The 24,230-nt window shown below is 59.3% G+C and carries 22 protein-coding genes and 1 tRNA gene; 7 read left to right on the forward strand and 16 right to left on the reverse strand.

Annotated elements, in window-relative coordinates:
• The first annotated feature begins 653 nt into the window (after window positions 1-653).
• Window positions 654-1,868: a hypothetical protein gene (locus ACR0EZ_RS24700; RefSeq protein WP_480617454.1), complete on the forward strand. Its 1,215-nt coding sequence runs from the start codon at window positions 654-656 to the stop codon at window positions 1,866-1,868.
• A 112-nt stretch (window positions 1,869-1,980) separates the two neighbouring features.
• On the opposite strand, the gene ACR0EZ_RS24705 is transcribed toward ACR0EZ_RS24700, so the two are convergent.
• The 6 genes from ACR0EZ_RS24705 to ACR0EZ_RS24730 all read right to left on the reverse strand — a co-directional run bounded on the left by ACR0EZ_RS24705 (window position 1,981) and on the right by ACR0EZ_RS24730 (window position 9,369).
• Window positions 1,981-3,774, reverse strand: a complete 1,794-nt coding sequence (locus tag ACR0EZ_RS24705) for a TRAP transporter permease (RefSeq protein ID WP_480617455.1) — start codon at window positions 3,772-3,774, stop codon at window positions 1,981-1,983.
• 72 nt (window positions 3,775-3,846) lie between these two features.
• The gene (locus ACR0EZ_RS24710) at window positions 3,847-4,806 is read right to left on the reverse strand and encodes a TAXI family TRAP transporter solute-binding subunit (protein ID WP_480617456.1); all 960 of its coding nucleotides are present in this window, start codon (window positions 4,804-4,806) and stop codon (window positions 3,847-3,849) included.
• Window positions 4,807-5,764: 958 nt separating this feature from the next.
• Complete coding sequence (locus ACR0EZ_RS24715; RefSeq protein ID WP_480617457.1) at window positions 5,765-6,166, reverse strand: helix-turn-helix domain-containing protein; 402 nt, start codon at window positions 6,164-6,166, stop codon at window positions 5,765-5,767.
• Between the two features lie 130 nt (window positions 6,167-6,296).
• Complete coding sequence (locus ACR0EZ_RS24720) at window positions 6,297-7,868, reverse strand: DUF6538 domain-containing protein (protein ID WP_480617458.1); 1,572 nt, start codon at window positions 7,866-7,868, stop codon at window positions 6,297-6,299.
• Window positions 7,869-7,957: 89 nt separating this feature from the next.
• Window positions 7,958-8,033, reverse strand: a tRNA-Val gene (locus ACR0EZ_RS24725).
• 82 nt (window positions 8,034-8,115) lie between these two features.
• Window positions 8,116-9,369 carry an aminotransferase class V-fold PLP-dependent enzyme gene (locus tag ACR0EZ_RS24730; protein ID WP_480617459.1) on the reverse strand — a complete coding sequence of 418 codons (1,254 nt, stop codon included), beginning with the start codon at window positions 9,367-9,369 and terminating at the stop codon, window positions 8,116-8,118.
• Window positions 9,370-9,612: 243 nt separating this feature from the next.
• Between ACR0EZ_RS24730 and modA the strand changes: the two genes are divergently transcribed.
• The 3 genes from modA to modC are packed head-to-tail and all read left to right on the forward strand — an operon-like array spanning window position 9,613 to window position 12,187.
• Window positions 9,613-10,392: a molybdate ABC transporter substrate-binding protein gene (gene modA / locus ACR0EZ_RS24735; protein ID WP_480617460.1), complete on the forward strand. Its 780-nt coding sequence runs from the start codon at window positions 9,613-9,615 to the stop codon at window positions 10,390-10,392.
• Between the two features lie 5 nt (window positions 10,393-10,397).
• A complete protein-coding gene (gene modB / locus ACR0EZ_RS24740) occupies window positions 10,398-11,090 on the forward strand; it encodes a molybdate ABC transporter permease subunit (RefSeq protein ID WP_480617461.1) in 693 nt (230 codons plus the stop codon).
• Window positions 11,087-12,187: a molybdenum ABC transporter ATP-binding protein gene (gene modC, locus ACR0EZ_RS24745; protein ID WP_480617462.1), complete on the forward strand. Its 1,101-nt coding sequence runs from the start codon at window positions 11,087-11,089 to the stop codon at window positions 12,185-12,187. Before modB ends, modC begins: the two co-directional genes overlap by 4 nt.
• Here modC and ACR0EZ_RS24750 read toward each other — a convergent pair.
• Window positions 12,184-13,107 (reverse strand): Hint domain-containing protein, encoded by a 924-nt coding sequence (locus tag ACR0EZ_RS24750; protein WP_480617463.1) that lies wholly within the window; start codon window positions 13,105-13,107, stop codon window positions 12,184-12,186. The two genes, modC and ACR0EZ_RS24750, sit on opposite strands and share 4 nt — an antisense overlap.
• Window positions 13,108-13,620, reverse strand: coding sequence for a toxin-activating lysine-acyltransferase (locus ACR0EZ_RS24755; RefSeq protein WP_480617464.1), 513 nt, complete (start codon window positions 13,618-13,620; stop codon window positions 13,108-13,110). It abuts the gene before it with no gap.
• A gap of 214 nt (window positions 13,621-13,834) precedes the next feature.
• On the opposite strand from ACR0EZ_RS24755, the gene ACR0EZ_RS24760 reads away from it, so the two are divergent.
• The gene (locus ACR0EZ_RS24760) at window positions 13,835-14,206 is read left to right on the forward strand and encodes a hypothetical protein (protein WP_480617465.1); all 372 of its coding nucleotides are present in this window, start codon (window positions 13,835-13,837) and stop codon (window positions 14,204-14,206) included.
• Between the two features lie 3 nt (window positions 14,207-14,209).
• On the opposite strand, the gene hemF is transcribed toward ACR0EZ_RS24760, so the two are convergent.
• The 4 genes from hemF to clpS are packed head-to-tail and all read right to left on the reverse strand — an operon-like array spanning window position 14,210 to window position 17,269.
• Window positions 14,210-15,094 carry an oxygen-dependent coproporphyrinogen oxidase gene (gene hemF, locus ACR0EZ_RS24765; RefSeq protein WP_480617466.1) on the reverse strand — a complete coding sequence of 295 codons (885 nt, stop codon included), beginning with the start codon at window positions 15,092-15,094 and terminating at the stop codon, window positions 14,210-14,212.
• Window positions 15,095-15,100: 6 nt separating this feature from the next.
• Window positions 15,101-15,901 (reverse strand): SDR family NAD(P)-dependent oxidoreductase, encoded by an 801-nt coding sequence (locus ACR0EZ_RS24770; protein ID WP_480617467.1) that lies wholly within the window; start codon window positions 15,899-15,901, stop codon window positions 15,101-15,103.
• Between the two features lie 37 nt (window positions 15,902-15,938).
• On the reverse strand, window positions 15,939-16,901 hold the full coding sequence (locus tag ACR0EZ_RS24775; RefSeq protein WP_480617468.1) for a class I SAM-dependent methyltransferase: 963 nt from the start codon (window positions 16,899-16,901) through the stop codon (window positions 15,939-15,941).
• Between the two features lie 26 nt (window positions 16,902-16,927).
• Window positions 16,928-17,269: an ATP-dependent Clp protease adapter ClpS gene (clpS, locus tag ACR0EZ_RS24780; RefSeq protein ID WP_480617469.1), complete on the reverse strand. Its 342-nt coding sequence runs from the start codon at window positions 17,267-17,269 to the stop codon at window positions 16,928-16,930.
• 93 nt (window positions 17,270-17,362) lie between these two features.
• Between clpS and ACR0EZ_RS24785 the strand changes: the two genes are divergently transcribed.
• Entirely contained in the window at window positions 17,363-18,064 is a 702-nt protein-coding gene (locus tag ACR0EZ_RS24785) for an HAD family hydrolase (RefSeq protein WP_480617470.1), read from the forward strand.
• Between the two features lie 251 nt (window positions 18,065-18,315).
• The gene (locus tag ACR0EZ_RS24790) at window positions 18,316-19,740 is read left to right on the forward strand and encodes a D-alanyl-D-alanine carboxypeptidase family protein (protein WP_480617471.1); all 1,425 of its coding nucleotides are present in this window, start codon (window positions 18,316-18,318) and stop codon (window positions 19,738-19,740) included.
• Window positions 19,741-19,810: 70 nt separating this feature from the next.
• Here ACR0EZ_RS24790 and ACR0EZ_RS24795 read toward each other — a convergent pair whose 3' ends face one another.
• The 4 genes from ACR0EZ_RS24795 to ACR0EZ_RS24810 all read right to left on the reverse strand — a co-directional run bounded on the left by ACR0EZ_RS24795 (window position 19,811) and on the right by ACR0EZ_RS24810 (window position 23,747).
• Window positions 19,811-21,058 carry a hypothetical protein gene (locus ACR0EZ_RS24795; protein WP_480617472.1) on the reverse strand — a complete coding sequence of 416 codons (1,248 nt, stop codon included), beginning with the start codon at window positions 21,056-21,058 and terminating at the stop codon, window positions 19,811-19,813.
• Between the two features lie 170 nt (window positions 21,059-21,228).
• A complete protein-coding gene (locus ACR0EZ_RS24800) occupies window positions 21,229-21,990 on the reverse strand; it encodes a LamB/YcsF family protein (RefSeq protein ID WP_480617473.1) in 762 nt (253 codons plus the stop codon).
• Window positions 21,991-22,002: 12 nt separating this feature from the next.
• Window positions 22,003-23,001 carry a 5-oxoprolinase subunit C family protein gene (locus tag ACR0EZ_RS24805; RefSeq protein WP_480617474.1) on the reverse strand — a complete coding sequence of 333 codons (999 nt, stop codon included), beginning with the start codon at window positions 22,999-23,001 and terminating at the stop codon, window positions 22,003-22,005.
• Entirely contained in the window at window positions 22,998-23,747 is a 750-nt protein-coding gene (locus ACR0EZ_RS24810) for a 5-oxoprolinase subunit B family protein (RefSeq protein WP_480617475.1), read from the reverse strand. Before ACR0EZ_RS24810 ends, ACR0EZ_RS24805 begins: the two co-directional genes overlap by 4 nt.
• Window positions 23,748-24,230: the final 483 nt, after the last annotated feature.

The following is a 24,230-nucleotide window of genomic DNA, read 5'->3' on the forward strand; positions in this document are numbered from 1 at the left end:
AAATCCGCCGCATAATCAAACCAACCAGATGCGCCAGATCCTCTCTTAGCTCAGGCAGCCATCTGTCCCAAAATCCCTGACAACGGACACTGTTGACCTATGTGGCAATCTATAGGTCGCTCTGGGCCGTTAGATTCGCTTTGACCGGCTGAAAGAACAGCTGGACTTGTTCGGGTCGTCCGTAGCCTGCACTCCACCCGAGGTCCTATTCTCGCTCATTTCCAAAGATCAACACGCCATTCATGCCGTCAAGGCAAATCCATCGCCTCCCTGGTATGCCAAGGTCATCTTGAACGACGTCTTCTCTACGAACATGTATTTTGCTCCTTCACTGATCGTCAGTTTTTCATCGCTGGGGTTGACCAATAGTCTACCCGGCTTGTTCCAGCGCGTTAGTTCTCTAGTTGGTTTAAGCTCAGCCTTTCTGTTCGCCGGCCTGAGTTGCTTACATTCACTTGCGTTTGCAACCTAACCTTTTGACAGCAATGACCTTGACATCTTCGTTGACGCCACGATATCGACGGAGAGAGCGCAAACGGCTTGAGCTATCGTCGACTCAAACAGTTGGTTTTTATATCGAAATGAGCACATCTTATCCCCTGATCGGGTGCGTGTAATCGACGAACAATTCCCGATTTATTAGGAGACTGGATATGTTCATCCTACCATGCTCGCATGAGTCCGTTGCAGGCATCAAACGAAGCTTGTTGCGCAATCAACTTAAAACAACAAACAGTGGTTTTAGAAGCAGTCATATCTCGCAAGCGATAGCTGCCGGGTTCGGATACAAGTCAGATGCGGCGCTAAAAGTCGGCATCAATGCCGACAAGTTTTTCGGTTACGGCACTTTTGATGCTGATAGCTTCACCAACAGGCTACGCGAACTGACAGTCAGAGAAGCCGACGATCAGGGTATCTTGTCTGACTTGGTTTATACACTGGCGGAGCACATTGTTATTGGAACTGGGTTCGTCCCATCCAGGCTGTCACAACCTGATAAGGAACGGGACGACCTTTTCCGGCGGATTGTATCAAAATTCCACACCGTGAACTCCGCACTTGAAAAAAATGGGATCGAGAGTGTCGTCTATCGCGTTGCAGCCAATGCGAATTCCATGCCGAATGTTGAACACGTTGCAACTGATTTCATCCCGGGTGCCAAAGCTCTAGAACACGCCGATGCGGTAGTAACGGGAACAATAGGCATTGCAAGTGATCCAACATCAGAGTTCGGTGCGATTGTCCACTATTTGACGAACCGCGTGCGAGAATGCCGAGGTATCGTGTATCTTTCCTTTTCTGTTTTCGCCGGATGGCGATGCCGCATCTATGGTGCAGGTGAGCAAAAGATCTACGGTAACTCGATGAATTGTCCGGTTTGGTTTCCTCTAATTGAACGCGCTCCTCCATTGCAGTGGATCCTAGAGAAATCCCAATTGGCGTCATGGAATGAGGTAGACTCTCGACGCGGCGTGGAGCTAACAAAGCTAGCCTCACCGATCTTGCGTGAAATTGTGCGCCTGACGGACAGTTCACGAGCTCACCGCACGCTTGGGATGGGCTTGCTGATTGGAACACCGCTTGCCGGTGATCACCAGGTGCGTGAGATTTTGGCCAACAGCCCTGAGTATGTGCGAGAACCTTGGCGTTTCGTAGATGAAAGTAAGGACAGACAAATCCCGACCGCAGTTTTCGAAACTCTTAAGGAGTTGGATATGCTAAGCAATAGGTCTCTCCCCGAGGAGGGCCAGCCCAAAGGCCTTTCGCAATGGCACTTTCTGAATGACAAAGCGTTTCGGGCCGTTAGGCATTTGCGCGAATGCCATCCGGAGATTCTTGGCAAAAAGGTATTTCCTGAGGCAGCATAACTCCTCCGCGGCAGTAGGGAATTGAATTCCACAAAGAAGTGTGTTTCGAGGATCCTGTTCCTTCGAAGCACACTAAATCTCGAACGAGCAAGTATTGTCCCTGGTTAGAAGCTCAAACTAGCACTGGTCCCAGAATTACGACCACGCTGCAAATAACCAATGCGGCCCTGAACAGCAGACTGGCGCGCCCGATAAGGGCAAAAGAAAGCGCGCCTAGCCCAAGCGCCAAGGCAACAAACGCAATCAGCGCGCCCGTTGGCTCCGACGGTAACCGGATCAATTGCGGCCACGTTATCATTCCGACCGGGATTAAATATAAGCCTACACCTAGGGCCATCGCTGTTACGGCGACCTTGATCCAGTTCTCGCCAGCCATGCCCGAAGCGATGAAGACCGCTCCGCATACTGGCGGAGTGATGGTAGATAATAGAGCAAACCAGAAGACGAACAGATGGGCCTGAAGCGGTTCAAGGCCAAGCTGCATCAGGGCTGGACCGGCGACTGAAACGCAGATCACGTATGCTGCAGTCGTTGGCACCTCCATCCCCAAGATCAGACATGCGATTGCTGTCAGCAACAAAGATGCCCACAACACACCACCAGATCCCTCAAGGATTACGGAAGTGATTTTGACTCCCAATCCGGTCGCACCCAGAACGCCGATGATGATAGAGGCACAAAAGATGATGGCGGCAATCATCGACACTTGCCGGGAAGCGGTAACCAGGGCTTCTGTAACGCGGCTTGCAGTCTTGGTTGCGCTGAACTGCAAGCGCCCGTCGACTGCCAACAGCAACGCGCCAGCGAGAATAGCAAGGCAGGCTGCGTATTGCGGAGTGAATCCTGCTCCAAACATGCCCAGCATGAGCACAGTGAACGGCACCAGGAAGAACAGCGATGTCACCACAACATCCCGCGTTTGCGGACGTTGCGACGGGTCTAGACCCTTGAGTTCGAACCTGGTTGCATAGGCATTGATGCCGACCCAAACTGCCAGAAAGTAGAGAATGGCGGGAAGTAGCGCGGCCCCCATGATCTGTGTGTAGGGAACCCCTGTGAGTTCCACCATGACAAAGGCACCAGCCCCCATCAGAGGCGGCATGATTTGCCCGCCTGAGCTCGCCACGGCTTCGACACCCGCCGCCAATCGTTTAGGATATCCCAAACGCATCATCGCAGGTAGAGTGATGGCTCCAGTCGAGGCGACATTGGCGCTCGCCGAGCCAGAGATGGATCCGAACAGCGCGGATGAGAGAACCGACACCTTTGCCGCTCCACCCTTGAGGCGTCCGGCAGCAGCAGCAGCCACATTCATGAAACCTTGCCCAGCCTCGCCAGCATTCAGCACTGCGCCAAAGATCACGAATATCGACACTACGCCCACGGAAACAGCGGTGAGACTGCCCCAGATACCGCCTTCAGCGATAGTCATCGACCCCAGAAAAGAGCGCAACGGCATTCCAGAGTGGCCGAACTCTCCGGGTATGTGTTGACCGAAGAAGGCATAAACAAGGGCTAGGGCAGCGACTGTCGGCAGGGGCCAGCCGATGGCACGGCGTGCTGCTTCAATGACCACTGCCAACAAGGCAAACCCTACCACGACCTGGAAACGGCTTTCCAGAAAGCCATACTGATCTCCGAGCATATCGTGGTTCCAAGCCACCCACATGGCTGAGGTAACTCCAATTGCACAGAGCACTGCACCAGATACCAATAACCTACGATTGGTGACGTCGAACAGGAACACCCAGGGCAGGATAAGCGCAAGGTGCAACGGACGACTCACCAGGTTAGGAACAAGGCCCAGAAAAACGAGCCCTAAGTGGAAAGCCACCAACACCAAGGCCAGCGCAATCCACGAGGCACGCAGAACCGGTTTCGCCGGAAGATCGGTCAATCCGCTCACGATGTTTCCTTTCCGACAGAAAAGCCGGGCCATATCAGGCCCGGCCTCTTTGCTATTTTTCTGGTTTTTCGCTTACATTTGGTCGTCGGTCAGCGCAATGCCCGCTTCTTCGTAGTAGCGGATCGCACCGGGATGCATCTTGCCAGAAATGTTCTCCATCAACCCGGCATCCACTCCGCCCCACCAGGCTGCAGCATCTGCCATGGCCGTCTTGCTTTCCCAGAAGGTTTTGGTGAGTTGATAGGCGGTTTCATCGTCCATCTTGGTGGTGGTGTAGGCCACTACCGGCAGAGAGGTCGTCACGATGTCCTCATCCTGGCCAGCATAAGTGCCCGCGGGAATCACCAGGCGCGCACGCTTGGTCTGTGCAACCTGTTCATCGTTCAGGGACAGCACGTTGATACCAGCCGAGGCAGCCGCTTCGACCACATTCGGAGCGGGCCACGAACCGGCGGTCACGAAGCCGTCAATCTGGCCGTTTTTTAACGCGGCGACGGCGTTGGACAGTTCGGCATCTGCAATGTTCACTTTGCCTTCAAGCCCAAACAGTTTGAGGTATTTTTCGCCTTCTCGTGCGCCAAAACTGCCCTTTCCCAGAAGGATGGACTTACCTTCCATATCCTCAAAGCTGTTGATCCCGCTATCTGCTGAAACGACAAAATGCATTGTCAGAGACGGGATCGGAAAGAGGGCGCGAATTTCGTCAAAGGACGGGTCTCCCTTACCCTCGAACATGGCCTTGCCGCCTTGGGCCAGATTGACCAGAACCGGAGGTGTTGTGAAGACGTAGTCACCGCCTCTAGCGCGCACCTCCATCACGTTCTGAACCGAACCCTGGCCTTCCTCGACGGTAACAATGATCTCCCCGTCTGACCCGGATTTCATGGCTTCCGCAATCTGAACACCCATCTGGTAGTAAGACGTTCCTGCCTTAGCGGACTTGTAAGTCACGCGCGTTTCGGCCCAAGCAGGTGCCGCTATCACAACGCCGGCCACCAAACCAGCAACCAAGCACTTGAAATTGTCAAACATTATAGAGTCTCCCATTGATTGCCGTGATAAAGCACCCAGAGCAATCCGAGGTCAATGTTTTGGCTTCCTGAGAACAACTGAAACACGCAAACCTTGACCTCAGACTTCTTGGACATTTGAAGGAGCTTAGGCTGCAACGAGACAAAGGACGCGTGTTGGCGGGGCGCGACTGCCGGACCTCCTACATACGATCAGCTCCCAGATTTTTTACGTCTTTTCTATGCAGCCATTCCATCACATCGCTCATTCATAGGCGTCTTAAACGCTCTTATTCACCACTCAGTAGTCAGTATTTCTCTTTGATGTGCTCTCACTGGGTCTGTGTATTTCGTATCTATGTGTAATCGTCGGTATTTCAGCTCCGGAGTAGCTCAAAACACTGCCTGGCCTAGACCTGTGTGTCTTCTCTCTATGTGGTTCCCTCTCAGGAGCGCTGTGCTATCCGTTCTCTTACATGTGTCAGATGTTAGCTGACGTGTGTTTCGTCGCTGCGCGCGCTTTTCTGGCCTGGCTTCGGATATGCGTTTTCCGAGAACCGTTGTTTTTATGGGTTTGTCTGGTTCAAAGGTTTACATTTTGGTCTAAAAAACTGGTTTTGAGCCGAAATCTGTCAACTTAACGTAAACTTAGTGTAAACCTTTGGGCCTGAAATTGGCTGTTTTGAGAGGTGAAAGGTTTACATTCCGTCGATCCCGACCGGCACCATGTAAACCTTTGTCAACCTTATGCAACCTTTTGACGTTGTTGCGGGATCCGGCGAGGTAGGACGAACCAGCCATTCCTCACCGCAGGACCGATGCTGACTACTTCATAGCTCTGCGAACTACACAGAGGTGGCGTAGAAGCTGCACCCGCCGCAACGTAGGTTCAGGATCGCTTCCGTTGCTTACGTCACGGAGGAACTGCAACCAGGCGCGCTCATTCAATGTCAGGTCGTCTTTTCGGTCATACATGGCAGTTACCTCCCAAAGATGGTCTTGATCGCCGTCTCTGACCGGCTGGTCAGCCTAGGATCAGTGTAGTTGGAAGCCTTGCGAATTGCATAAAGCCAACCAAGCTCATTCGACGTGACGGGTTCTCCGAACACCTCGACAACTGCCTCAGCTGCAGTCAGACCGATCGATTGCTCAAGTGCGAGGCGCATAAGGTAGGCAGCGTCGCATTCCAAAGCTTTCGCCAAAGCCGGGACGCGATCCAATGGCACCTTGGAACTACCCTGCTTGATCATCGTGATCATGTTCGGGTTGACGTATCCTACCTGCGCCGCGATCTTGGCTTGGCTTTTGGTAGGTTTCTGTTCGAGCACCCTCCGTTTTACATACGTCGCCATCCGGGAATCTTCATACGGTTTTTTAGTCATCGCTACTCTCTAGAAAGTGTTGCAACACACGCTGCATGTCTTTGATATAGCGATGATCTGGATGGGAATGCGCGGCGGGAGAAGCAGTAGAAAAACTTCTAGTAGGGGCAAGTTCGAAAATTTGCGAACCCTAGTTCCCACCCAGTTCATACCAAGGCAACTGTTCTATTGCATTGATCTTAGCTGTTAGAGTTACATCGCCGTAGTCGTCGCCGGCTGTCTTTCCGGCATGCCCTTGGATGGCATCGACAACGCGATCTGAGATGCCGAGTTCGCGGCACTGTGTTTTGAAACGGTGCCGCCACGCATGATTGGGCAGCAATCCTTCTGGCGCCAGCCCGGACTTGCTAAGCCATGCTGCAATCTGATTTGCGATACGCTTCGCCTTGCGTGAATAGTCCTCTTGTCTCGTGCCGCCGTGGAACATTGGGCCGGGCTTTGCGGCTTCGACAAAGTCAATGAAGCCCTCGCTTATGATTTGGGGATGCAGCGGAGCGTCACGATATCCACCTGTCTTAACCGAACCGGCGTCGGGCGTAATCCGAATAACCCAATGCTCATCGATCTTGCGCACGTCTTCTTTGCGGAGCTGAGTGATCTCTGAGACGCGCGCACCAGTGAAGGCGCATATTATTGGTGCCCATCGTTTGGCGGCAACCAGATGTGATTTCTCTCTGACATAGCCGCGCTCATCTTCGTTGGGTTGGTAGGATCGGCTTGCATTCAAGACCTTGTTTGCCTCGGGATCTACATATCCACGTTCCCGAGCGTGCTGTTTCTTAGGTTTTGCCTGCCGCACGTTGGCTGCCGGATTCTCATTCAGGAATTCATTCTCGACTGCCCACGAAAATAGTGACCGGATGGTTGAGAGATACACATCGCTAACCGTCTTGGCCGACAAGTCACGCATCAGGTGATCACGCCACGCCAGCAGGTTTTTCTTTGTTACTCGTGTTGCGTCGTTGTGCTTTAGGTATTTGACCAACTTATCGATGACCGGCTGTTGTCGACCTGTGCCAGACCGCATGAACCCGGCTTGCTGGCGGTGCGCAACGTAGTCCTTCCAAAGCTGTTTGATGCTGACCGGCGTAGGGGCGTTTTCCGGTGGCTGTGCGTTCACAATGATTGGCGCTGTGGGTGTGCCCGTAAAATCCCCCTCATCGCGCTCTAGGGAGCGCGCAAGGGCCTCAAGCTCTGCTTGGCAAAGGGCACGGGCTATCGCTCGCCATTCGGTGCTACCCGGTGCCGCATCCACATTGCCAGCAGCCCGGAAGCGTTCAATCTGTGCGCCGACCAGTTCGCCTAGTTCAGCGTCATTGGCATTCCCGGCTATGGCAGCGCGCAGGCGGTCAACCAGTAGGTCATCAATGCCGACAGCAGAATAGCGTGGATCATTTCTGAGTTGATCATCAAAGACCATGCGCTGGTGATAGTGGCTGTGTGCGATCTGACTCGGTGTTAGAGGGAAGCGGGCAGGGGCGTTTGGTGGTCGGTTTGGGTTCGCCTTTTGCTCTGCCACCGCGATCTGATGTTGAATCTGCGTAACTGCGCCCGGCAAAAGTTTGAGCGCTTCGCGGTAGTCACCACCCAGAGCGATGCGCAGCTCGGTCTTCCCGATGATTCCGCGCAGGTCTTTCGGAACCACAACACGTGCATGATACCGCCCGGAACGGTTGACGAGGTGACGAATCTTACCTGCCATAGAAACACCTTTTGTAACCAAAGTTGTAACCTTCAAACGGACATAACGCCCTGTTTGCAAGGGTTTTCTTTTGTTTCAAAAGGTTAGGATGGTGGGTGATGAGAGACTCGAACTCCCGACATCTTCGGTGTAAACGAAGCGCTCTACCAACTGAGCTAATCACCCGTGACGGTGCATGTAGCCAAGCCTGCGCGCGGGTGCAAGAGGGTCTGCGCGAATTTCTTGGCCGGAATTTGCCAAAGGCGCGTCAGGTGGACATCTCGTTTACGGCGGCCAGAAGCTGGGCGACTTCGGCTTCGGTGTTGTAGTGGCACAGCGAAATCCGGATACAGTCGCTCAGACCCAGCGGGGTCAGGACATTTCCGCTGTAGTGATCGGCCTTGCGGGTATGGGTGCGGATGCCCTGTTCGTTCAGCCGGGTCACGACCTCGGCCGAGGGGATGTCGCGCACCGTGATCGAAACCAGCCCCTCGCGGGCGGTGTTGTCGGCCCCGGCCAGAATGGTCACGTGGTCCATGTCCCGAAGGCCGGGCAGGTTGCCGGTGCCGTTGATCATCGCGGTGGTCAGGTGGGTCTCATAGCCGTGAATGGCGCGTCCTGCGGCCTCGATCCGGGTGCGGCGGTCGGTGCTGTCCGAGACCCGGGTGCCGAGCCAGTCGAAGTAGCCGACAACATCCGACATCGTCGCATAGGCGCCGGTGTCGCGGGTACCGAACTCCCAACCTTCCGCCGGGGCGTCGATCAACTGGTCATGGGGCAGGGCGGTCAGCCGGTCAGATATCCAGGCCACGCCATATCCGTGGCGCGAGAACACTTTGTAAGGAGAGATCGCATAGCCATCGACATCGTAGCTGCTCAGGTCCAGCTGGCCGTGGGCCGCATGCTGGATGCCGTCGACGATGATGAAGCAGTCGGGGGCCGCGTCACGAATGGCCTCTGCGATGGCGGCGACATCCATACCCATGCCCGTCACGGGTGAGGCATGCAGGATGGTCGCGACAGACACATCCGGCGTCATCAATGCGGCATAGGCTTCGGGCGTTACCAGACCGGTGGCGTCGTCATGGGGGACGTTGACGTAATCCAGCCCGGCAATCCCGGCCCATCGGCGCGCGGCACTGCGGCTGGCCGGATGTTCGATGGAACTGCCGATCACCTTGCTGCCTTTTGGGGCGTTCACGCAGGCGGTGCGGATCATGCGGAACAGCAACTCGGTCCCGCTTTCGCCCACGAAGAACTGGCCGCCCGAGGTATTCATGAACACTGACAGGTCGGCTTTGGCCGTGTTGATGATGTCGACCAGCGCATGGCTGGCCACGTTGTCCCGGCCCTGATTGTCGGGAATCGCCGCGAATTTGGCCGAGGTTTCGACGACGGATTTCAGGGTCAGCGCACCTCCGGCATTTTCGAAGAAGATTCGGTTGCCCTGAAAGGGGCAGGCATCGACATGGGCAAACCGGGCGCGGATGGCGTCAATCAGACCGGGTGTTTCGTGCAGCATAATCGATGTCCTGTTTTCATGGGTCTGGCCAGTGCGGCTTTGCGCCAGAGTTCACCGGGTCGGCACCCGGGATCAAGACCGATTGCGGCGTCTGTGGCCATTGATCTGGAGGAAATGGCCCTTGGCCGCAAATTTGCAGCGATTTGAATAGCCTTCACGCGAAGAATCGGCAAAGGCGCTTGCGTGTGACCTGCGGCCTCCGATATTCCCGATAAGACTGTAACCCTTTGGTCCGGAGCGCACATGATCCCATCCTCGGTCCGCCGCGTTCTGATTGCGCTGCTGGTTCTTGGCGCATTGGCGCTGGTCCCGGTTCGCGCCGGGGCCGAGGGAGTTCTGGTCTTTGCCGCTGCCAGCCTGAAGACCGCGCTGGACCGGATTGTGCCCGGGTTTCCGCAGCAGGCCGGACAGGAGGTGACCGTGTCATACGCCGCGTCCTCGGTTCTGGCCCGGCAGATTCAGCTGGGGGCCCGGGCGGATATCTTCATTTCGGCGAACCCCGACTGGATGGATGTGCTGCAGGGCGAGGGGTTGATTGATCCGGCCTCGCGCGTTGATCTGCTGGGCAACGGGCTGGTTCTGATTGGCCATGCGGGCCGCACCCCGGTTGGGCAGATCGGGTCCGAGTATGATCTGGCTGCAGAGCTGGGCGAGGGGTATCTGGCCATGGCGCTGGTCGATGCGGTTCCGGCGGGGATTTACGGCAAGGCCGCGTTGCAGGGGCTGGGTCTGTGGGATGCTGTTCAGGATCGCGTCGCACAGGCCGACAACGTGCGCGCGGCGCTGGCGCTGGTGTCTGCCGGGGCTGCGCCGTTGGGGATCGTTTACCGTTCCGACGCGATGGTGGACCCGGGCGTCAGTGTCGTTGGTGTCATCCCGTCCAACACGCACCCGCCGATCATTTACCCGGCAGCGGTGACCCTAACGGCGGTGCCCGGTGCGCAGGCCTTTCTGGATCATCTGCAGACGGATGCGGCGCGGGCCGAGTTCAAAGCGCAGGGTTTTACCCTGCCGGATGGGTGACCGGCATGGACTGGCTGGGACCCGCAGAGCTTGAGGCGCTGAAACTGTCGCTGCGCGTGTCGTTCTGGGCCACGCTTGCCACCCTGCCGTTCGGAATCTTCGTGGCCTACGCTCTGGCGCGGTGGCGGTTTCCGGGACGGCAGGTTCTGAACGGTCTGGTGCATCTGCCGCTGATCCTGCCCCCGGTCGTGACCGGCTACCTGCTGCTGCTGACCTTCGGCATTCAGGGGCCGATGGGCCGGTTGCTGGCCGAGTTCGGCATCGTCGTGGCCTTTCGCTGGACCGGGGCTGCGCTGGCGGCGGGCATCATGGCTTTTCCGCTGATGGTCCGCGCCATTCGCCTGTCGATCGAGGCGGTGGACCCGAAGCTGGAACAGGCCGGCGCGACCCTTGGCGCGTCCCGCCCGGCTGTTTTTGCCACCGTGACCTTGCCGATGATCCTGCCCGGCGTGATCGCCGGGGCCATTTTGGCCTTCGCCAAAGCGATGGGAGAGTTCGGGGCCACCATCACCTTTGTCTCGAACATTCCCGGCCAGACCCAGACCCTGCCCTCGGCCGTCTATGCGTTTCTGCAGGTCCCGGGGGGTGAGGGCGCGGCGACGCGGCTGGTCATCATCTCTATCATCATCGCCATGGGCGCGCTGCTTCTGTCGGAATATGTCGGACGGCGCGTGGCGGCGCGGGTGGCCGGGTCATGAGCCTGTCTGTCAATTTGCAACACCGCTTGCCGGGGATCGACCTGAGCCTGGATTTCGAAGCACCCCCCGGTGTGACCGTGCTGTTTGGCCGGTCGGGCTCGGGCAAGACCACTGTTGTCAATGCAGTGGCCGGTCTGCTTCGGCCCGGGGCCGGGCGAGTGGCGGTGGATGACTGGGTGCTGTTTGATACCGCCAAGGGTCACTGGCTGCCCCCGCATCGGCGGCGGCTGGGCTATATCTTTCAGGAGGGGCGGTTGTTCCCCCATCTGACCGTGCGGCAGAATCTGGCCTATGGCCGCTGGTTCGCCCCGCGCGGCGCGGCGCGCGAGAACCCGGACAAGGTGGTCGAAATGCTGGGCATCGGTCATCTGTTGGACCGCCGCCCGGCGCGCCTGTCGGGCGGCGAAAAGCAGCGTGTAGCCATCGGGCGCGCCTTGCTGGCCAGCCCGCGCCTGATTCTGGCGGACGAGCCGCTGGCGGCGCTGGATGATGCCCGCAAGGCCGAGATCCTGCCCTATTTCGAACGCCTCAGGGATGAGGTGTCGGTGCCGATCCTCTACGTCACCCATTCAGCGGCCGAGGTGGCGCGGCTGGCGACCTCGGTTGTCGCGCTGCAGGACGGCAAGGTCCTGCGCCACGGCCCCGCGTCCGAGGTTCTGTCGGACCCCGCCGTGGCCCCCGCCGGGGTGCGCGCCGTGGGGGCGGTGTTGCAGGTGCGGGTGCTGGAACATCATCCGGACGGGCTGACCGAACTGGATGCCAACGGCGCGCGTCTGTTCCTGCCGCGCGTGTCGCACAAGGTCGGAGAAGAGTTGCGCATCCGTATCCCGGCGCAGGAGGTGATCCTGTCCAGCAAATCGCCCGAGGGATTGTCGGCCCTGAATGTTTTGTCCGGAACGGTCGACTCAATCCGGGCCGGGGAAGGGCCGGGGGCCATCGTGTCTGTCAAAACCCCGGCGGGGATCGTGCTGGCGCGTGTGACCCGCCGTTCGGTTGCCGCACTGGGTCTTCACCCCGGAACCCCCTGCCATGCGGTCATCAAGACCGTCGCGCTGGCACCGCAGGATGTGGGCGGACGTATCCGGCCAGTGGATTAGGCCGGGGCCAGCATCCGCGCTTCGTGCGCGCGCAGGATCAGCCGCGCGGCGCGCCCGAATCCCGGCGCGTCCGGGGTCGGGCGATCCGGGAAGATGGCCGCGAGTTCCTGCAACCCGTCAGACGACAGCCCATACAAAGCCTCATCCCCCAGAAACAGGCTTTCGGCCCGCGCGCCGTCGGCCATCAGAATCTCGTGCCGGTCCAGCAGGATGTGCAGGTATTCGACCGGTTCGTCAGAGGTTTCGATGGAAATTCCGGGCCACGCGCACAGGTGTTTGGCCGCAATCAACGCCTCGCGTGCGCCAAACAGCAGTTCGACCCGTGGGCCGCTGACCAGAATACGATGCTGCTGCGACACCAGCAGATCGCGATTGGGGGCGTTCGGGCCAAGACTGCCTGCGGTGATGCGAACCGGGCGCAGGGATGGGTTCCCGCGCAATCGATCCGGCGGCAGGGTGCTGCTTTCGATCCAGCGAATGGGCTGCCACCCGTGATCGGCAGTCCAGACCCTATCGCCCGTCGCCAGCCTTTCGATTGGCCGCGCGCCCTGTTCGGTTTCGATCAGCGTCCCGGCGGTGAAACACACACCTTCGATCCGGATTGTGATGTCGGTTGAGCCAAAAAACGGCAGGTTGCCAAAGCCGGTCGCAATCGTGCCCGTGACGTTGACCGTGAACGTGTCGAACACCACCTGATTGTTGTCCAGGCTGTCGAAGAACGCGGGGTCCACGGTATAGGTCCAGTCGCCCGTATTCGGATCGATGGTGGCTGTGCCATTGGCGGCTGGCGTCGCAATCGTCCAGTTCTGCGTGACAATCGGCAGGGTTCCATCGCCCAGCGTCAGCGCCCCCGTCGCCATGTTCGGAGGGTTCCCGGTCACATCGCCGGTCAGGTCGCCTGTGACTGGAACTGAGACCATTTATGCCCTGTCCTGTTGTAGCTTCCGTTCGAACTCTTTCTTTCGGTACAGGTGCATCGTCACCTCGCCTTTGTCATCCCGCGTCCACTCGACGATCCGGTTGCGGGTCAGATCGCTGTCCATGCGATTGGTGCGGACGCGCGGGTGCGGAATTTCCGACTTCAGAATATCCACGATTTGGCTGGTTTGTCCAAACGGGGCGACCAGATCGATGATCCAGAAGGACGGACCGCTGGTGAAATCGCTGTCGGTCAGGGGCTTTTCCTGCACCGCGTATCTGTATTCAGCCTCGGCGCTGAGGCCCGCGAAAGTCACAAACCCGCGCGGAAACCCGTTCTGCCGGAAGATGTGGTACTGCCCAAGCCGAAACGGGGTCTCAAACGCATAAAGAACCTGAGCCAGGCTGCGTTTCTGATGGGTTTTGGTCAGGCCGGCAAGATAGAACATCGCCCCGAAATCCGCGTATTTCTCGGGCGGGATATCGAACCAGTCTTTTGGAAACGATCTGCTCAAGACGCACCCAACTTCCAATTATATCCAAATGTTAGCCAAGCCGGTGTCGTATTGATACCGTTTTCTCGGGTGCGGGGCCGAGTCGTGGATAGGCGGAACAAAGTGAATGGCTTTACTCACATCGCCCCGACCTTATGTTACACTTTATTTTGAGTTCAATTTTAGGGAAGTGGCGAGGATGCAGGTTTTCAGAACAGCGGCCCTTTTGGGGCTATTGACACTGCCTAGCGTTGCGCAGGCGGTCGGCATCGGGTTGGCCGTCAGGCCCCTGAACCGGACCGAGGTCACGCCGTTGCAGAACGGGGTGTATCAGGTCAAGGCAGTCGGGTCTTCCGCGCCGGTGAATTATTGGTGCGGGATCGGGGATTATGCCATCCGCACCCTTGGGGTTCCGAACTCTCAGCGGATTTACATCACGAAAGCCTATGAACCCGGCGTGCGCACGGTCGAGTTTTCAATGACGCCGCCGCCGGGGGTCGACACCAATCCGGGCTATTCCATCACCGTAAAGCGGGTGGGCGAAAACATGTCGGCAATTTCGGCGCAGCAGTATTGCTATGACAACTTCATGGATTTCGGGTTCTGAGGGTCAGACCCATTTGGCCAGCGGCGGCAGGCTCATCAGAACCGCGTCGGGGTCGTGGCCGGTTTCCAGACCGAACTTGGTGCCCCGGTCGTAGACGAGGTTGTATTCCGCATAAAGGCCGCGATGCACCAGCTGCGTGTCCTTGTCGGCGTTCGAAAATCCCTGCACCCGGCGTTTTTCGACCAGCGGCAGAAAGGCGGGCAGGAAGGCGCGGCCGATATCCTGCGTCAGGGCAAAATCGGCCTGCCAGTCGCCGGTGCAGTAATCATCCATGAAGATCCCGCCAACACCGCGCGCGCGTTTGCGGTGGGGGATGTAGAAATACTCATCAGCCCAGTCTTTCAGGCGCGGGTAATGCCCCGGACCGTGCGGGTCCAGATGCGTTTTCTGGGTGGCGTGGAAATGGGCCGTGTCCTCGTCATATTCGATGCAGGGGTTCAGGTCCGACCCGCCGCCGAACCACCAGGCGTGCGGCGTCCAGAACATCCGCGTGTTCATGTGCACGGCGGGGACATGCGGGTTTTGCATATGCGCCACAAGGCTGATGCCCGAGGCCCAGAACCGGGGGTCTTCAGTCATGCCCGGAATGCCCTTGCGCGCGGCCATCGCCTGTTGCGCCCGCTCGCCCAGCGTGCCGTACACGGTCGAGACATTGACACCGACCTTTTCGAACACGCGCCCGCCGCGCATCACCGACATCAGGCCGCCCCCGGCATCCGAGCCATCCTCGGAACTGCGTGTGGTCTCGCGGACCTCGAAGCGCCCGGGCCTCGCGTCTGAAAGCGGGCCCGTGTCGTGGCTGTCTTCAAGGTTTTCAAAGGCGGTGACGATATCGTCACGCAACTGGCGGAACCAGCCCGAGGCGGTGGATTTTTCGGTGTCGAACATGGGCTCTTAGTGGGCTGGGGCCGCGACGGGATCCAGCAGGGTTCTGCCGCCGTCGATTGTCAGGATCTGGCCGGTGATGAACCCGGCGGCGTCCGAGGCCAGGAACTGTGCGGTCTCGGTCAGTTCGGTGGGTGCGGCGATGCGGGCCAGCGGGGTGTGCTTTTCGATGTCATCGCGGAAATCCCGGTTTTCCTTGAGCGTCGATTGCAGCGAGGCGCTCATCACCGAACCCAGCGCAATCGAGTTCACGCGGATACGGTTCGGGGCCAGCGCCACGGCTAAGGATCGGGTCATCTGATCCAGCGCCGCGGTCGAGACCGAATAGGCCATAAGGTCGGGATGGGTTCGGCGCGCGGCAATGGACGACAGGTTGATGATCGATCCCGCGACCGAGTCCCTGTCATCCCCGGCCTGTTTGATCATGCGCTTGGCGACCGACTGGCTCAGGCGCAGGGCGGGCATCAGGTTCTGGTTCAGCAGGGTCCGGACCGAGTCGTCCTCGGTATCCAGCGGGTCCGACTGGATCACCTGCCGTGCGCCGTTGATCAGGATGTCGACCTGATCGAATGCGTCCAGCGTGGCGGACAGCAGGTTGGCGATGGTCAGTTTCTCACGCAGATCACCGGCGAAGTAGCGGATATTGCTGTCATCGGCCTCTGCCCCAAGTTCCTCGACCAGGCGCTTTTCGTCCATGTCGGCGAACATGACATTCGCCCCGGCATCCGCGAAATGCCGCCCGATGGCCAGCCCGATCCCGTTGGCACCGCCTGTTACAATCGCTGTCTTGCCAGCTATGGAAAAGGACATCCGAATCCTCCTGAGTTGCGGGGCAGGTTAGCGGCCCTTACCGCCGAGGGCGAGAGGCGTGAAACACCTTGAACCGATTGTCGCCCGCGACTTCGGCCACCTTCTGGAACGTGTCGGCCAGCGTGGCCTCATAAGGCAGGTGGCGGTTGGCCACCATCCACAGATCGCCGTTGCGGGTCAGGTTGCGCGCGGCTGAGGCGATGAATCCCTGCCCCAGCGTCGGGTCGGCGCTGCGCGAGGTGTGGAAGGGCGGGTTCATCACGACCGTGTCGAGTGGCTCGGGGGCTTTCCAGGTCACCGCATCGGCCCAGTGAAACTGCGCGCGTGCGTCGGGCAGGTTGGCGCGGGCGCAGGTCAGCGCGGTGTGATCGGCCTCGACCAGATGCAGCGATGTGATGGTGTCGCTGTTCAGCCCCGCCGACAGATACCCCCACCCCGCACCCAGATCGGCCAGTTTTGGGCCAAGCTGCGTGGGCAGGGATTGCAGCAGCAGTGCCGAGGCCGGATCGACCCCATCGGCAGAGAACACGCCGGGGGCGGTTCGATAGCCATCCACCATCTGTTCTTTGGGCGCGGCCCAGTCGGCAAAGGCCTGTTCGTCGGACTGGAACCAGAAAATCTTGCCATGGGCTTTGGCAAGCGGCCCGTCAACAGGGGCACGCTTGCGGATGTCTTTCAGCACACTGTCCACACCGTTGGTTTTTGCGCCATCCACGACGATCACGCCGCCCGCCCGCGCACAGGCCTGATGGATCAGCGCACGGGCCTGCGCCTTGGCGCGGGGCAGAAACACAATCGCGTCCTGACAGGGGCCATCCGCCTCGGGCACCGTGGCGAACCCCAGACCGGCGAAATGGTCGTGAAAGGGTTTGAACGGCTGCACGATCTGCGCCTCGCGCGGCAGGCCGGACAAATCGGCCTCGGGTGTGGGGCCGATCACCGTCAGCGGCTGCGACAGGGACAGGCCGCTTTGCAAGGCAAGTTCCAGACGTGGGGACATGGCTGATTCCGATCAGGCCGGGCGCGTTATTCTTCGCGTTCCATGGTGCATTGCAGCGGGTGCTGGTGCCTGCGAGCGAAATCCATCACCTGACCGACCTTGGTTTCAGCAATCTCGTGGCTGAACACCCCCACCACGGCCACGCCTTTCTTGTGGACCGTCAGCATGATCTCGAACGCCTGCGCGTGAGTCATCCCGAAGAAACGCTCCAGCACATGCACCACGAATTCCATCGGGGTGTAATCGTCATTCAGCAGCAGCACTTTATAAAGCGGCGGACGCTTGGTCTTGGGGCGCGTCTGTACCAGGACGGACGCGTCTGCGTCGTCATCCGGGTCGTCAGACATCATCCATTGGTTTTCCAGCATCGCGTGCAACTGTCCGATTCAGGCTTTTGGTTTATCTGGTCGCTTATATAACGTGGGCGCGGCCAGTGAAAAGAGCAAGCAAGCGGAATTGGGATGCAGAAAAAACTCACCACAATCGGGTTCGATGCAGATGACACGCTGTGGCACAATGAACGGTTTTTTCAACTGACGCAGGAATACTTCGCCGATCTGCTGGCCGATCATGCCGAACGGGATCACCTGATGGAGCGTCTGCTTGCGGCAGAAAAGCGCAACATCCGGCACTATGGCTACGGCATCAAGGGCTTCACCCTGTCGATGATCGAAACCGCCATCGAGGTCACCGACGACCGTGTTCCGGCCTCGGTCATCCGGCGACTGATCGAAGCGGGGCAAGAGATGCTGGCCCATCCGATCGAACTGCTGCCCCATGCCCGCGAGGCGATCGAGGCGGTGGCGGGCTCTCACCGCGTCGGGCTGATCACCAAGGGCGACCTGATCGATCAGGAACGCAAGCTGGCGCAATCCGGGCTGGGCGATCTGTTCGACTGGGTCGAGATCGTTTCCGAAAAGACCGCCGGAACCTATCGCGGCATCTTTGGTCAGCATGGCGATGGGCCGGACGCCGCGATGATGGTCGGCAACTCGATGCGGTCAGACGTGGTGGCCCCGATTCAGGCGGGCTGCTGGGGCGTGTACGTGCCGCACGGGCTGGAGTGGGAGGTCGAACACGCCGAAACCCCGGCGGACAACCCGCGATTCCGCGCGCTGAACGATCTGGGGGATTTGGCCGATCTGGTGCGCGCACTAAGCTGATGTTGCCATTTGGCCGCAGTCTTCAAAAATCCGTGCCCAAACCTGCCCATTTCCCGCCATGATCGCGCATTTGGTGTGTCGTGACCCTTGTGCCCGCTAGATATAGAGGCTGCAAGCGCCCCTTCAAATCCGGCGTTTCCTGCAGCTTTCGGTTTATTTAACGCCCCCCCTGTGCTAGCCTGAATGGCAATAAAATAACAACAGGCTGACCGGGAACACCCGGCGGCGCGAGGCAGACAGAGGCAAAGATCGTGCAGATTCGGCGGACAGTTCCGGCCCGGACGGGCTTATTCCTCATAGCAATCCTGTGGGTGCTGGTGTTTGCGCCCCTGAAAGCGTTGGCAGCACCCTATGCGGCGATGGTGATTGATGCCCGAACGGGTGAGGTTCTGCATTCGCGCAATGCCGACACCCGGCTGCATCCGGCCTCGCTGACCAAAATGATGACGCTTTACATCGCGTTCGAGGCGGTGCGGAACGGTGAGATCGATCTGGATACCCAGGTGCGCATCACCAAGAAGGCCGCAGCCGAGCCGCCCTCGAAACTGGGTCTGCGTTCGGGCCAGCGGATTGCGTTCCGCTATCTGATCCGCGCGGCGGCGGTGAAATCGGCCAATGATGCCGCCACGGCCATCGGGATCGCCATCAGCGGGTCCGAGGCGGCGTTTGCCCGCCGCATGACGCGCACCGCCAAGGCGATGGGGATGAGCCGGACCACCTTCAAGAATGCCCATGGCCTGACCGAATCCGGGCATCTGTCCACCGCGCGCGACATGACCACGCTGGGGCGGCATCTGCTGTATGATTATCCGCAGTATTACAACCTGTTCTCGCGCCAATCGACTCATGCCGGGATCAAGACCGTGCCGAACACCAACCGGCGTCTTTTGGCCGCCTATAAAGGCGCGGACGGGATCAAAACCGGCTACACACGTGCGGCCGGGTTCAACCTGGTGGCCTCGGCCAAGCGCAAGGATGAACGGATCATTGCCACTGTATTTGGCGGCAAATCGGGTGCGTCGCGCAATGCCAAGGTGGCCGAGTTGCTGGATATGGGCTTCCGCCGCGCCCCGTCGCGCGCGCCGATCCGTAAACCGGCCCGCCCCTCTTATGCCGGGAATGCAGGATTGGGTGTTTCAACCGAAGTGGCGCGCCTGACCGGTGCGCCCAAGATCAGCCTGCGCCCAATCGGGCGGCCAAGCGCTGCGACGCGGGTCGCCAGCGCGGTGGCCGAGACCGCGGACCAGAATCGCGACCGTATTCAGACCGGTATTGCCGCCGCCATTGCACAGGCTGATATTGCGCCCACAGCGCCGCCTGTTGAAAACGCCGATACACGCCCGGCGCTGCGCCCCGACAATCTGGTTCTGGCATCGACCGAACCGGCAGCCCAGCCCGAGCCCGAACAGGAGGTCGTGACCCGCCTGTCCTCATCCGGCGGGCATCTCTGGGGTGTCAATGTCGGACGCTACACCACCCGATACGAGGCCGAGAAGGTTCTGCTGAAAACGGCCCTGTCGGAAATGACCACTCTGGAAGGCACGCTGCGCAAGGTCAACCAAAGCTCGCGCGGCTTCGAGGCGACATTTCAGGGCATGACCCGCGAACAGGCCGATCTGGCCTGCCGCAGGCTGCAGGCCCGCAACGTCACCTGTTTCATGATCGGGCCGTCATAAGACCCGAAACTCTCTCTCCTGAAAGGGTATTGGCTGCGAGTTTTCTCGCAGCCTTTTTTTGTCGGGCGCGTCAGTCGAAGACGTGGCCGTGTTCGTATTGCTCATCCTGACCGGCGGCGGCAGTCAGGGCCGCGACATTGTCCTTGGTGAAGAACCCGTCATACTTGTGGCAGCGTTCGATATACTCGGTGATGAGCAGCGTGTGTTTCGAATGCTTCGAGAAGATCTGCTTCAGATTCGGGTCATCTTTGCACTCGCCCACCACATGGGCCAGGAAGGGCACGCCCTTGTCCTTGAGCGTGTTTACCACGAAATCGACATTCTTTTCGCCACCGGCGTGATCGCCATCCAGAATCTCCACCGCCATGTGATGCAGGCGGCGGCCGAAATTGCGCACGAAATCCTCGGTCGGCATCGGCAGTTGTTCGAACGAGTTCACGAAGGACGGCGTGTTGTTGGCGGTGAACACCTTGGCCGGGGATTTCTTGTCGTCATCGACATTGGCGTTCCGGTTCACATTGGTCGACGAGTTCATGTCGAAAATGTTGTACGCCCCCCAGAAATAGTAGGGCACCATGGTCAGAAACTCGAGGATCGCGTCCTCACGCTCGCCGGCCAGAATGCGGGTGGCCAGGTGATCGAAGCCCAGCATGAGGGGGCCGATCTTGGTGTCGGTGGCAAAGGCGGCGGCCTCGGCCAGACGCGCCTCTTCGGCGTCACTCAGCAGAACCCGGTCGCCCAGGCCCAGACTGTCGGTATCGTTGAAGTCCAGCGTCGAATAACCGACTCGGTTGCAGGTGAAATCCGATGGCGTGGTGAACAGGAATCCGTCCTGCGTATAAAACGGGTTCTCGGTGTCGCCTGAATATTCGAACCGGATATTCTGATCTTCCAGCGTTTTGCCAAGGTCTTTCAGGTCGCGCGCGCCGAAAACCTCGCCCACATATCGCGTCTGCGGCGTGCCGCGCGCCAGCGGGTACATGCGGTTGATGCGGGGAATGAAATCCTCGAACGTTTCGCTGAGCGGGGCCATCAGGATCAGCGCCGGGTATTCGGGATGGGAATGCAGCACGGCGAATTTATGCGTTGATCCCAGATAGCTCGCCGAATGGCGATACGGGGTCATTACATACAGTTCGACCATCGTGTCGAACACGGCGTCGGGCTCGACCTGAATCACGATCGCGCGCATCGGTCCGACCTGATCGGCAACGCCGGAACTGGTGCGCCGCTCGTAGATCATCGGCAGGTATTCGTGAAAAAACTCCGAGTTCTTCTTGTCGCCCCGTGGTTCATAGGACATCAGATCGAAAGACATATGTGCCTCCTTGCGCAAAACCTGGCTGCGGTAGGGCAGCGGTGCCGCCCCTACGCGAATTACGTTGCTTCAATTACGGTATTCAGAACATGCACTTGAGGGCATGCTAGGGGCTGAATCCTGTCCGGGCAACAGTAAGAAACTGGGTGGTCCGCATTGCGCAGGCGTGACTATCTGGTGAATTTCGTCACATCCACGCCGCCATCGATCAGGTTTTCCCGGACCGAGCGGGCGATCTGCACCGCCGTTGGCCCGTCCCCATGCAGGCAGATCGTGTCGATCGAGGTTTCCAGCCGCCTGCCGGATTCGGTGATGATCGCGCCTTCGCGGACCATGTTCAGGATGCGGGGGCCAGCAATCTCGGCATCGTGGATTACCGCGCCGGGCAGGCTGCGGTCGACCAGCGTGCCATCGTCGTTATAGGCGCGGTCGGCAAAAATCTCGCCTACCCATTTGCAGCCCAGCTCGCGCGCGGCCTCTTCCTGTTTGGTGACGGCCAGCACCATGACGATGATGTCGGGGTCGACATCCAGCGCGCCCTGATAACAGGCGCGCGCCATGTCGACATCGACCGAGCACATGTTGGCCAGCGCGCCATGCAGTTTCAGATGTCGCACTTTGGTGCCCACCGCCGTGGCCATCCCCCTGGCCGCGCCCAGCTGATACCGCACCAGATTCCGTAAGGAGTCATGGGGCACTTTCATATTGCGGCGGCCAAAGCCCTGAAGATCCGCAAAGCCCGGATGTGCACCAATGCCCACATCATGCTCGGCGGCCAGCGTCATGGTTCTGGCCATCACATCCCAGTCACCCGCGTGAAAACCGCAGGCGATATTGGCCGAGGTGATGATCTTCAGCAGGTTTTCATCATCGCCCATGTTCCAGGGACCGAAGCTTTCGCCCATATCGGCATTCAGATCGACGCGCGGCATCGGCAAGTCTCCTTAGTCGGTGGCAGAGATCACTCCGCCGATCAATTGGTAGGACAACAGGTCCGGGATATCATGGGGATCGCGCAGCAACGGTTCGACGCGCTGGGGCAGGCGGGCAAGGTCGGCCTGAAAGCTTTCCTGCAGCGTCGCGGCCTGTTCCAGAGTGACGAATTCGAACCGGACCGGCCCGCCGGCTGGTGTTTGCGCGGCGCGCGGCATGTCGCAGGGCAAAACGGTTGCGATGCGAGGGTAGCCGCCGGTGGTCTGACACTCGGGCAACAGGATGAACGGATTGCCGCTGCCGGTCATCTGTATGTCGCCGGGGATAATCACCTCGGACAGGATGTTCAGCTGACCTTTCGCCGCAAACCCATCACCGTCGCTTTCCATCTGCATGCCCATCCGGTTGGCGCGCGCGCCGCGCCGAAACCCGGTCGCGGCAAACCGGTCGAGCGTGGCATTGTCGAACAATTCCGTCTGAAAACTCGCAACCACGTGCAGAACGCCCCCGGAGAACCGCTCGGCCGGCATCAGTTTCATCCCGATCTTGCCAGAGACAGGTACTGTGGGCAACACGTCGCCCTGTTGCACCGCCTTGCCAATCTTTGCGGTTAGGTGGGCTGAACGCGACCCAAGAAAGGTGTCTGTTGCGAACCCTCCGCCAACATGCAAATAGCCGTAATTGCCCTGCACAGCGGCCCCGATTTCAAGCCGTTGCCCCGCATCCAATCGATGCGAGGCATTCCACGCCACCGCGCTACCATCGATGCTGGCTTGCATCGGCGCACCGGTCAGCGCGATGCGGGTCGTTTCCGTCGCCTCGAACGCGCCGCCCATGCCGGCCATCTCCAAAGCGGCACAATCGGGGCTTTGACCCAGCAAAGCCGCGCCTTCGTGCAGCGCCAGAATGTCGGCGGCCCCGGACTGCGACAGCCCCTGATCCAGATACCCGCTGCGTCCCTGATCCTGAATGGTACAGGCCGGGCCGATGCGATGGACTGTCAGGCTCATGCCGTGATCTCCTGACAGGTCGCGCCGCCATTGCCGTCGGAATTGTTGGCTCTGATCTCTTCCAATTCATCACGCGGTACAGGTTCGAACAGCATCTCGTCGCCGGGCTTCAGGGCAAAGCTCTGCTGCATCTCAGGGCGGAAGCAACGAAAGGCGGTCTGGCCGATGTGCCGCCACCCGGTCGGGGTCGGGCCTGAAAACAGAACAAATTGCGAGATGGCCAAAGCCAGTGCGCCTTCGGGGATCATCGGGTTCAACTCGTTCAGGCGGGGTATGTTGAACTCGGGTCCCAGCGTGCCAAGGTAGGGCTGCCCCGGGGCAAAGCCGATTGTAAGAACGCGGACACGGGTCTGGCTGAGCCGCCGGATCGTTTCGTCCGGGCTCAGCCCGACCGCCGCGGCGGCTTCTTCAAGCTGCGGGGCCAGATCGGTGCCATAGACCGTTGGCACACGCCACAACCTGCGCCCCGCCGGCAACGGGGTGTTGTACCAGTCCTTCTGCGTCAGCAACGCGCGGATGTGTCCTGCGATATCCGCATGAGCCAGACGCGCCGGATCAAACCGAAGATAGGTCGAGGCCAAAGAGGTCGATGTCTCGGATACACCGTCCCAATGCTGTCGTTCGACCTCGGCCCGAAACGCTAGCGCCGCCCGGTTCGCATCTTCGGTGCTGGTGTCCCCAAAGCTCACCAGCATGCCATCGAAGCCAACGGTGCGCACCATGGGAAAGGTCGGTGTGAGTGTCATGCACGTCCCGCATCAGGATTGGTCGAATTCATCCCGGAACCTGACCGCATCTCGCGCGGATGCGCAAGGCTTGTCGTTTGGCGGTGGCGGTTTCGAGAGAGCGTTACATTCAGCGCCTATGACAAAGCCGGACGGGCCTTGTTCCCGCAGGATGCTTTTCGCCGATTCCCGGCGTAACGGTGCATCGCGCGTACTCTCCGAGTCGCGTCGGCTTGTATTGCCGTCGCGCTGAATCGCTATATCTGGTGTTGCGGCGGATCCGGATCGGGGCGGGTGAGACGTCCCTGGGCGCGACAACTGTATGTTACGCCCAGATTTGCAGTCTTTGAAGGTGGCTAATTAATTGCTTTAAAAAGAAAAAATGAAAAAAGTCAAAAAAAATGGGCAAGATGTGTTTTTCCTCTTGCGGCTATTGTTGGTAAACCTTAGAACCCCCTTCACCGGCGCTGCTGAGGCGGTTGCTGGGTTGCTGGAGACGGCGAG

It is taken from the genome of Ruegeria sp. AK4 (genome assembly GCF_056541025.1).

Bases quoted from the DNA above. Each gene is read 5' to 3' on its own strand.
- ACR0EZ_RS24700 (WP_480617454.1), top strand. From the start codon at position 654: ATGTTCATCCTACCATGCTCGCATGAGTCCGTTGCAGGCATCAAACGA.
- ACR0EZ_RS24710 (WP_480617456.1), bottom strand. From the start codon at position 4,806: ATGTTTGACAATTTCAAGTGCTTGGTTGCTGGTTTGGTGGCCGGCGTT.
- ACR0EZ_RS24715 (WP_480617457.1), bottom strand. From the start codon at position 6,166: ATGACTAAAAAACCGTATGAAGATTCCCGGATGGCGACGTATGTAAAA.
- ACR0EZ_RS24720 (WP_480617458.1), bottom strand. From the start codon at position 7,868: ATGGCAGGTAAGATTCGTCACCTCGTCAACCGTTCCGGGCGGTATCAT.
- ACR0EZ_RS24730 (WP_480617459.1), bottom strand. From the start codon at position 9,369: ATGCTGCACGAAACACCCGGTCTGATTGACGCCATCCGCGCCCGGTTT.
- modA (WP_480617460.1), top strand. From the start codon at position 9,613: ATGATCCCATCCTCGGTCCGCCGCGTTCTGATTGCGCTGCTGGTTCTT.
- modB (WP_480617461.1), top strand. From the start codon at position 10,398: ATGGACTGGCTGGGACCCGCAGAGCTTGAGGCGCTGAAACTGTCGCTG.
- modC (WP_480617462.1), top strand. From the start codon at position 11,087: ATGAGCCTGTCTGTCAATTTGCAACACCGCTTGCCGGGGATCGACCTG.
- ACR0EZ_RS24750 (WP_480617463.1), bottom strand. From the start codon at position 13,107: ATGGTCTCAGTTCCAGTCACAGGCGACCTGACCGGCGATGTGACCGGG.
- hemF (WP_480617466.1), bottom strand. From the start codon at position 15,094: ATGTTCGACACCGAAAAATCCACCGCCTCGGGCTGGTTCCGCCAGTTG.
- ACR0EZ_RS24770 (WP_480617467.1), bottom strand. From the start codon at position 15,901: ATGTCCTTTTCCATAGCTGGCAAGACAGCGATTGTAACAGGCGGTGCC.
- ACR0EZ_RS24775 (WP_480617468.1), bottom strand. From the start codon at position 16,901: ATGTCCCCACGTCTGGAACTTGCCTTGCAAAGCGGCCTGTCCCTGTCG.
- clpS (WP_480617469.1), bottom strand. From the start codon at position 17,269: ATGCTGGAAAACCAATGGATGATGTCTGACGACCCGGATGACGACGCA.
- ACR0EZ_RS24785 (WP_480617470.1), top strand. From the start codon at position 17,363: ATGCAGAAAAAACTCACCACAATCGGGTTCGATGCAGATGACACGCTG.
- ACR0EZ_RS24795 (WP_480617472.1), bottom strand. From the start codon at position 21,058: ATGTCTTTCGATCTGATGTCCTATGAACCACGGGGCGACAAGAAGAAC.
- ACR0EZ_RS24800 (WP_480617473.1), bottom strand. From the start codon at position 21,990: ATGCCGCGCGTCGATCTGAATGCCGATATGGGCGAAAGCTTCGGTCCC.
- ACR0EZ_RS24805 (WP_480617474.1), bottom strand. From the start codon at position 23,001: ATGAGCCTGACAGTCCATCGCATCGGCCCGGCCTGTACCATTCAGGAT.
- ACR0EZ_RS24810 (WP_480617475.1), bottom strand. From the start codon at position 23,747: ATGACACTCACACCGACCTTTCCCATGGTGCGCACCGTTGGCTTCGAT.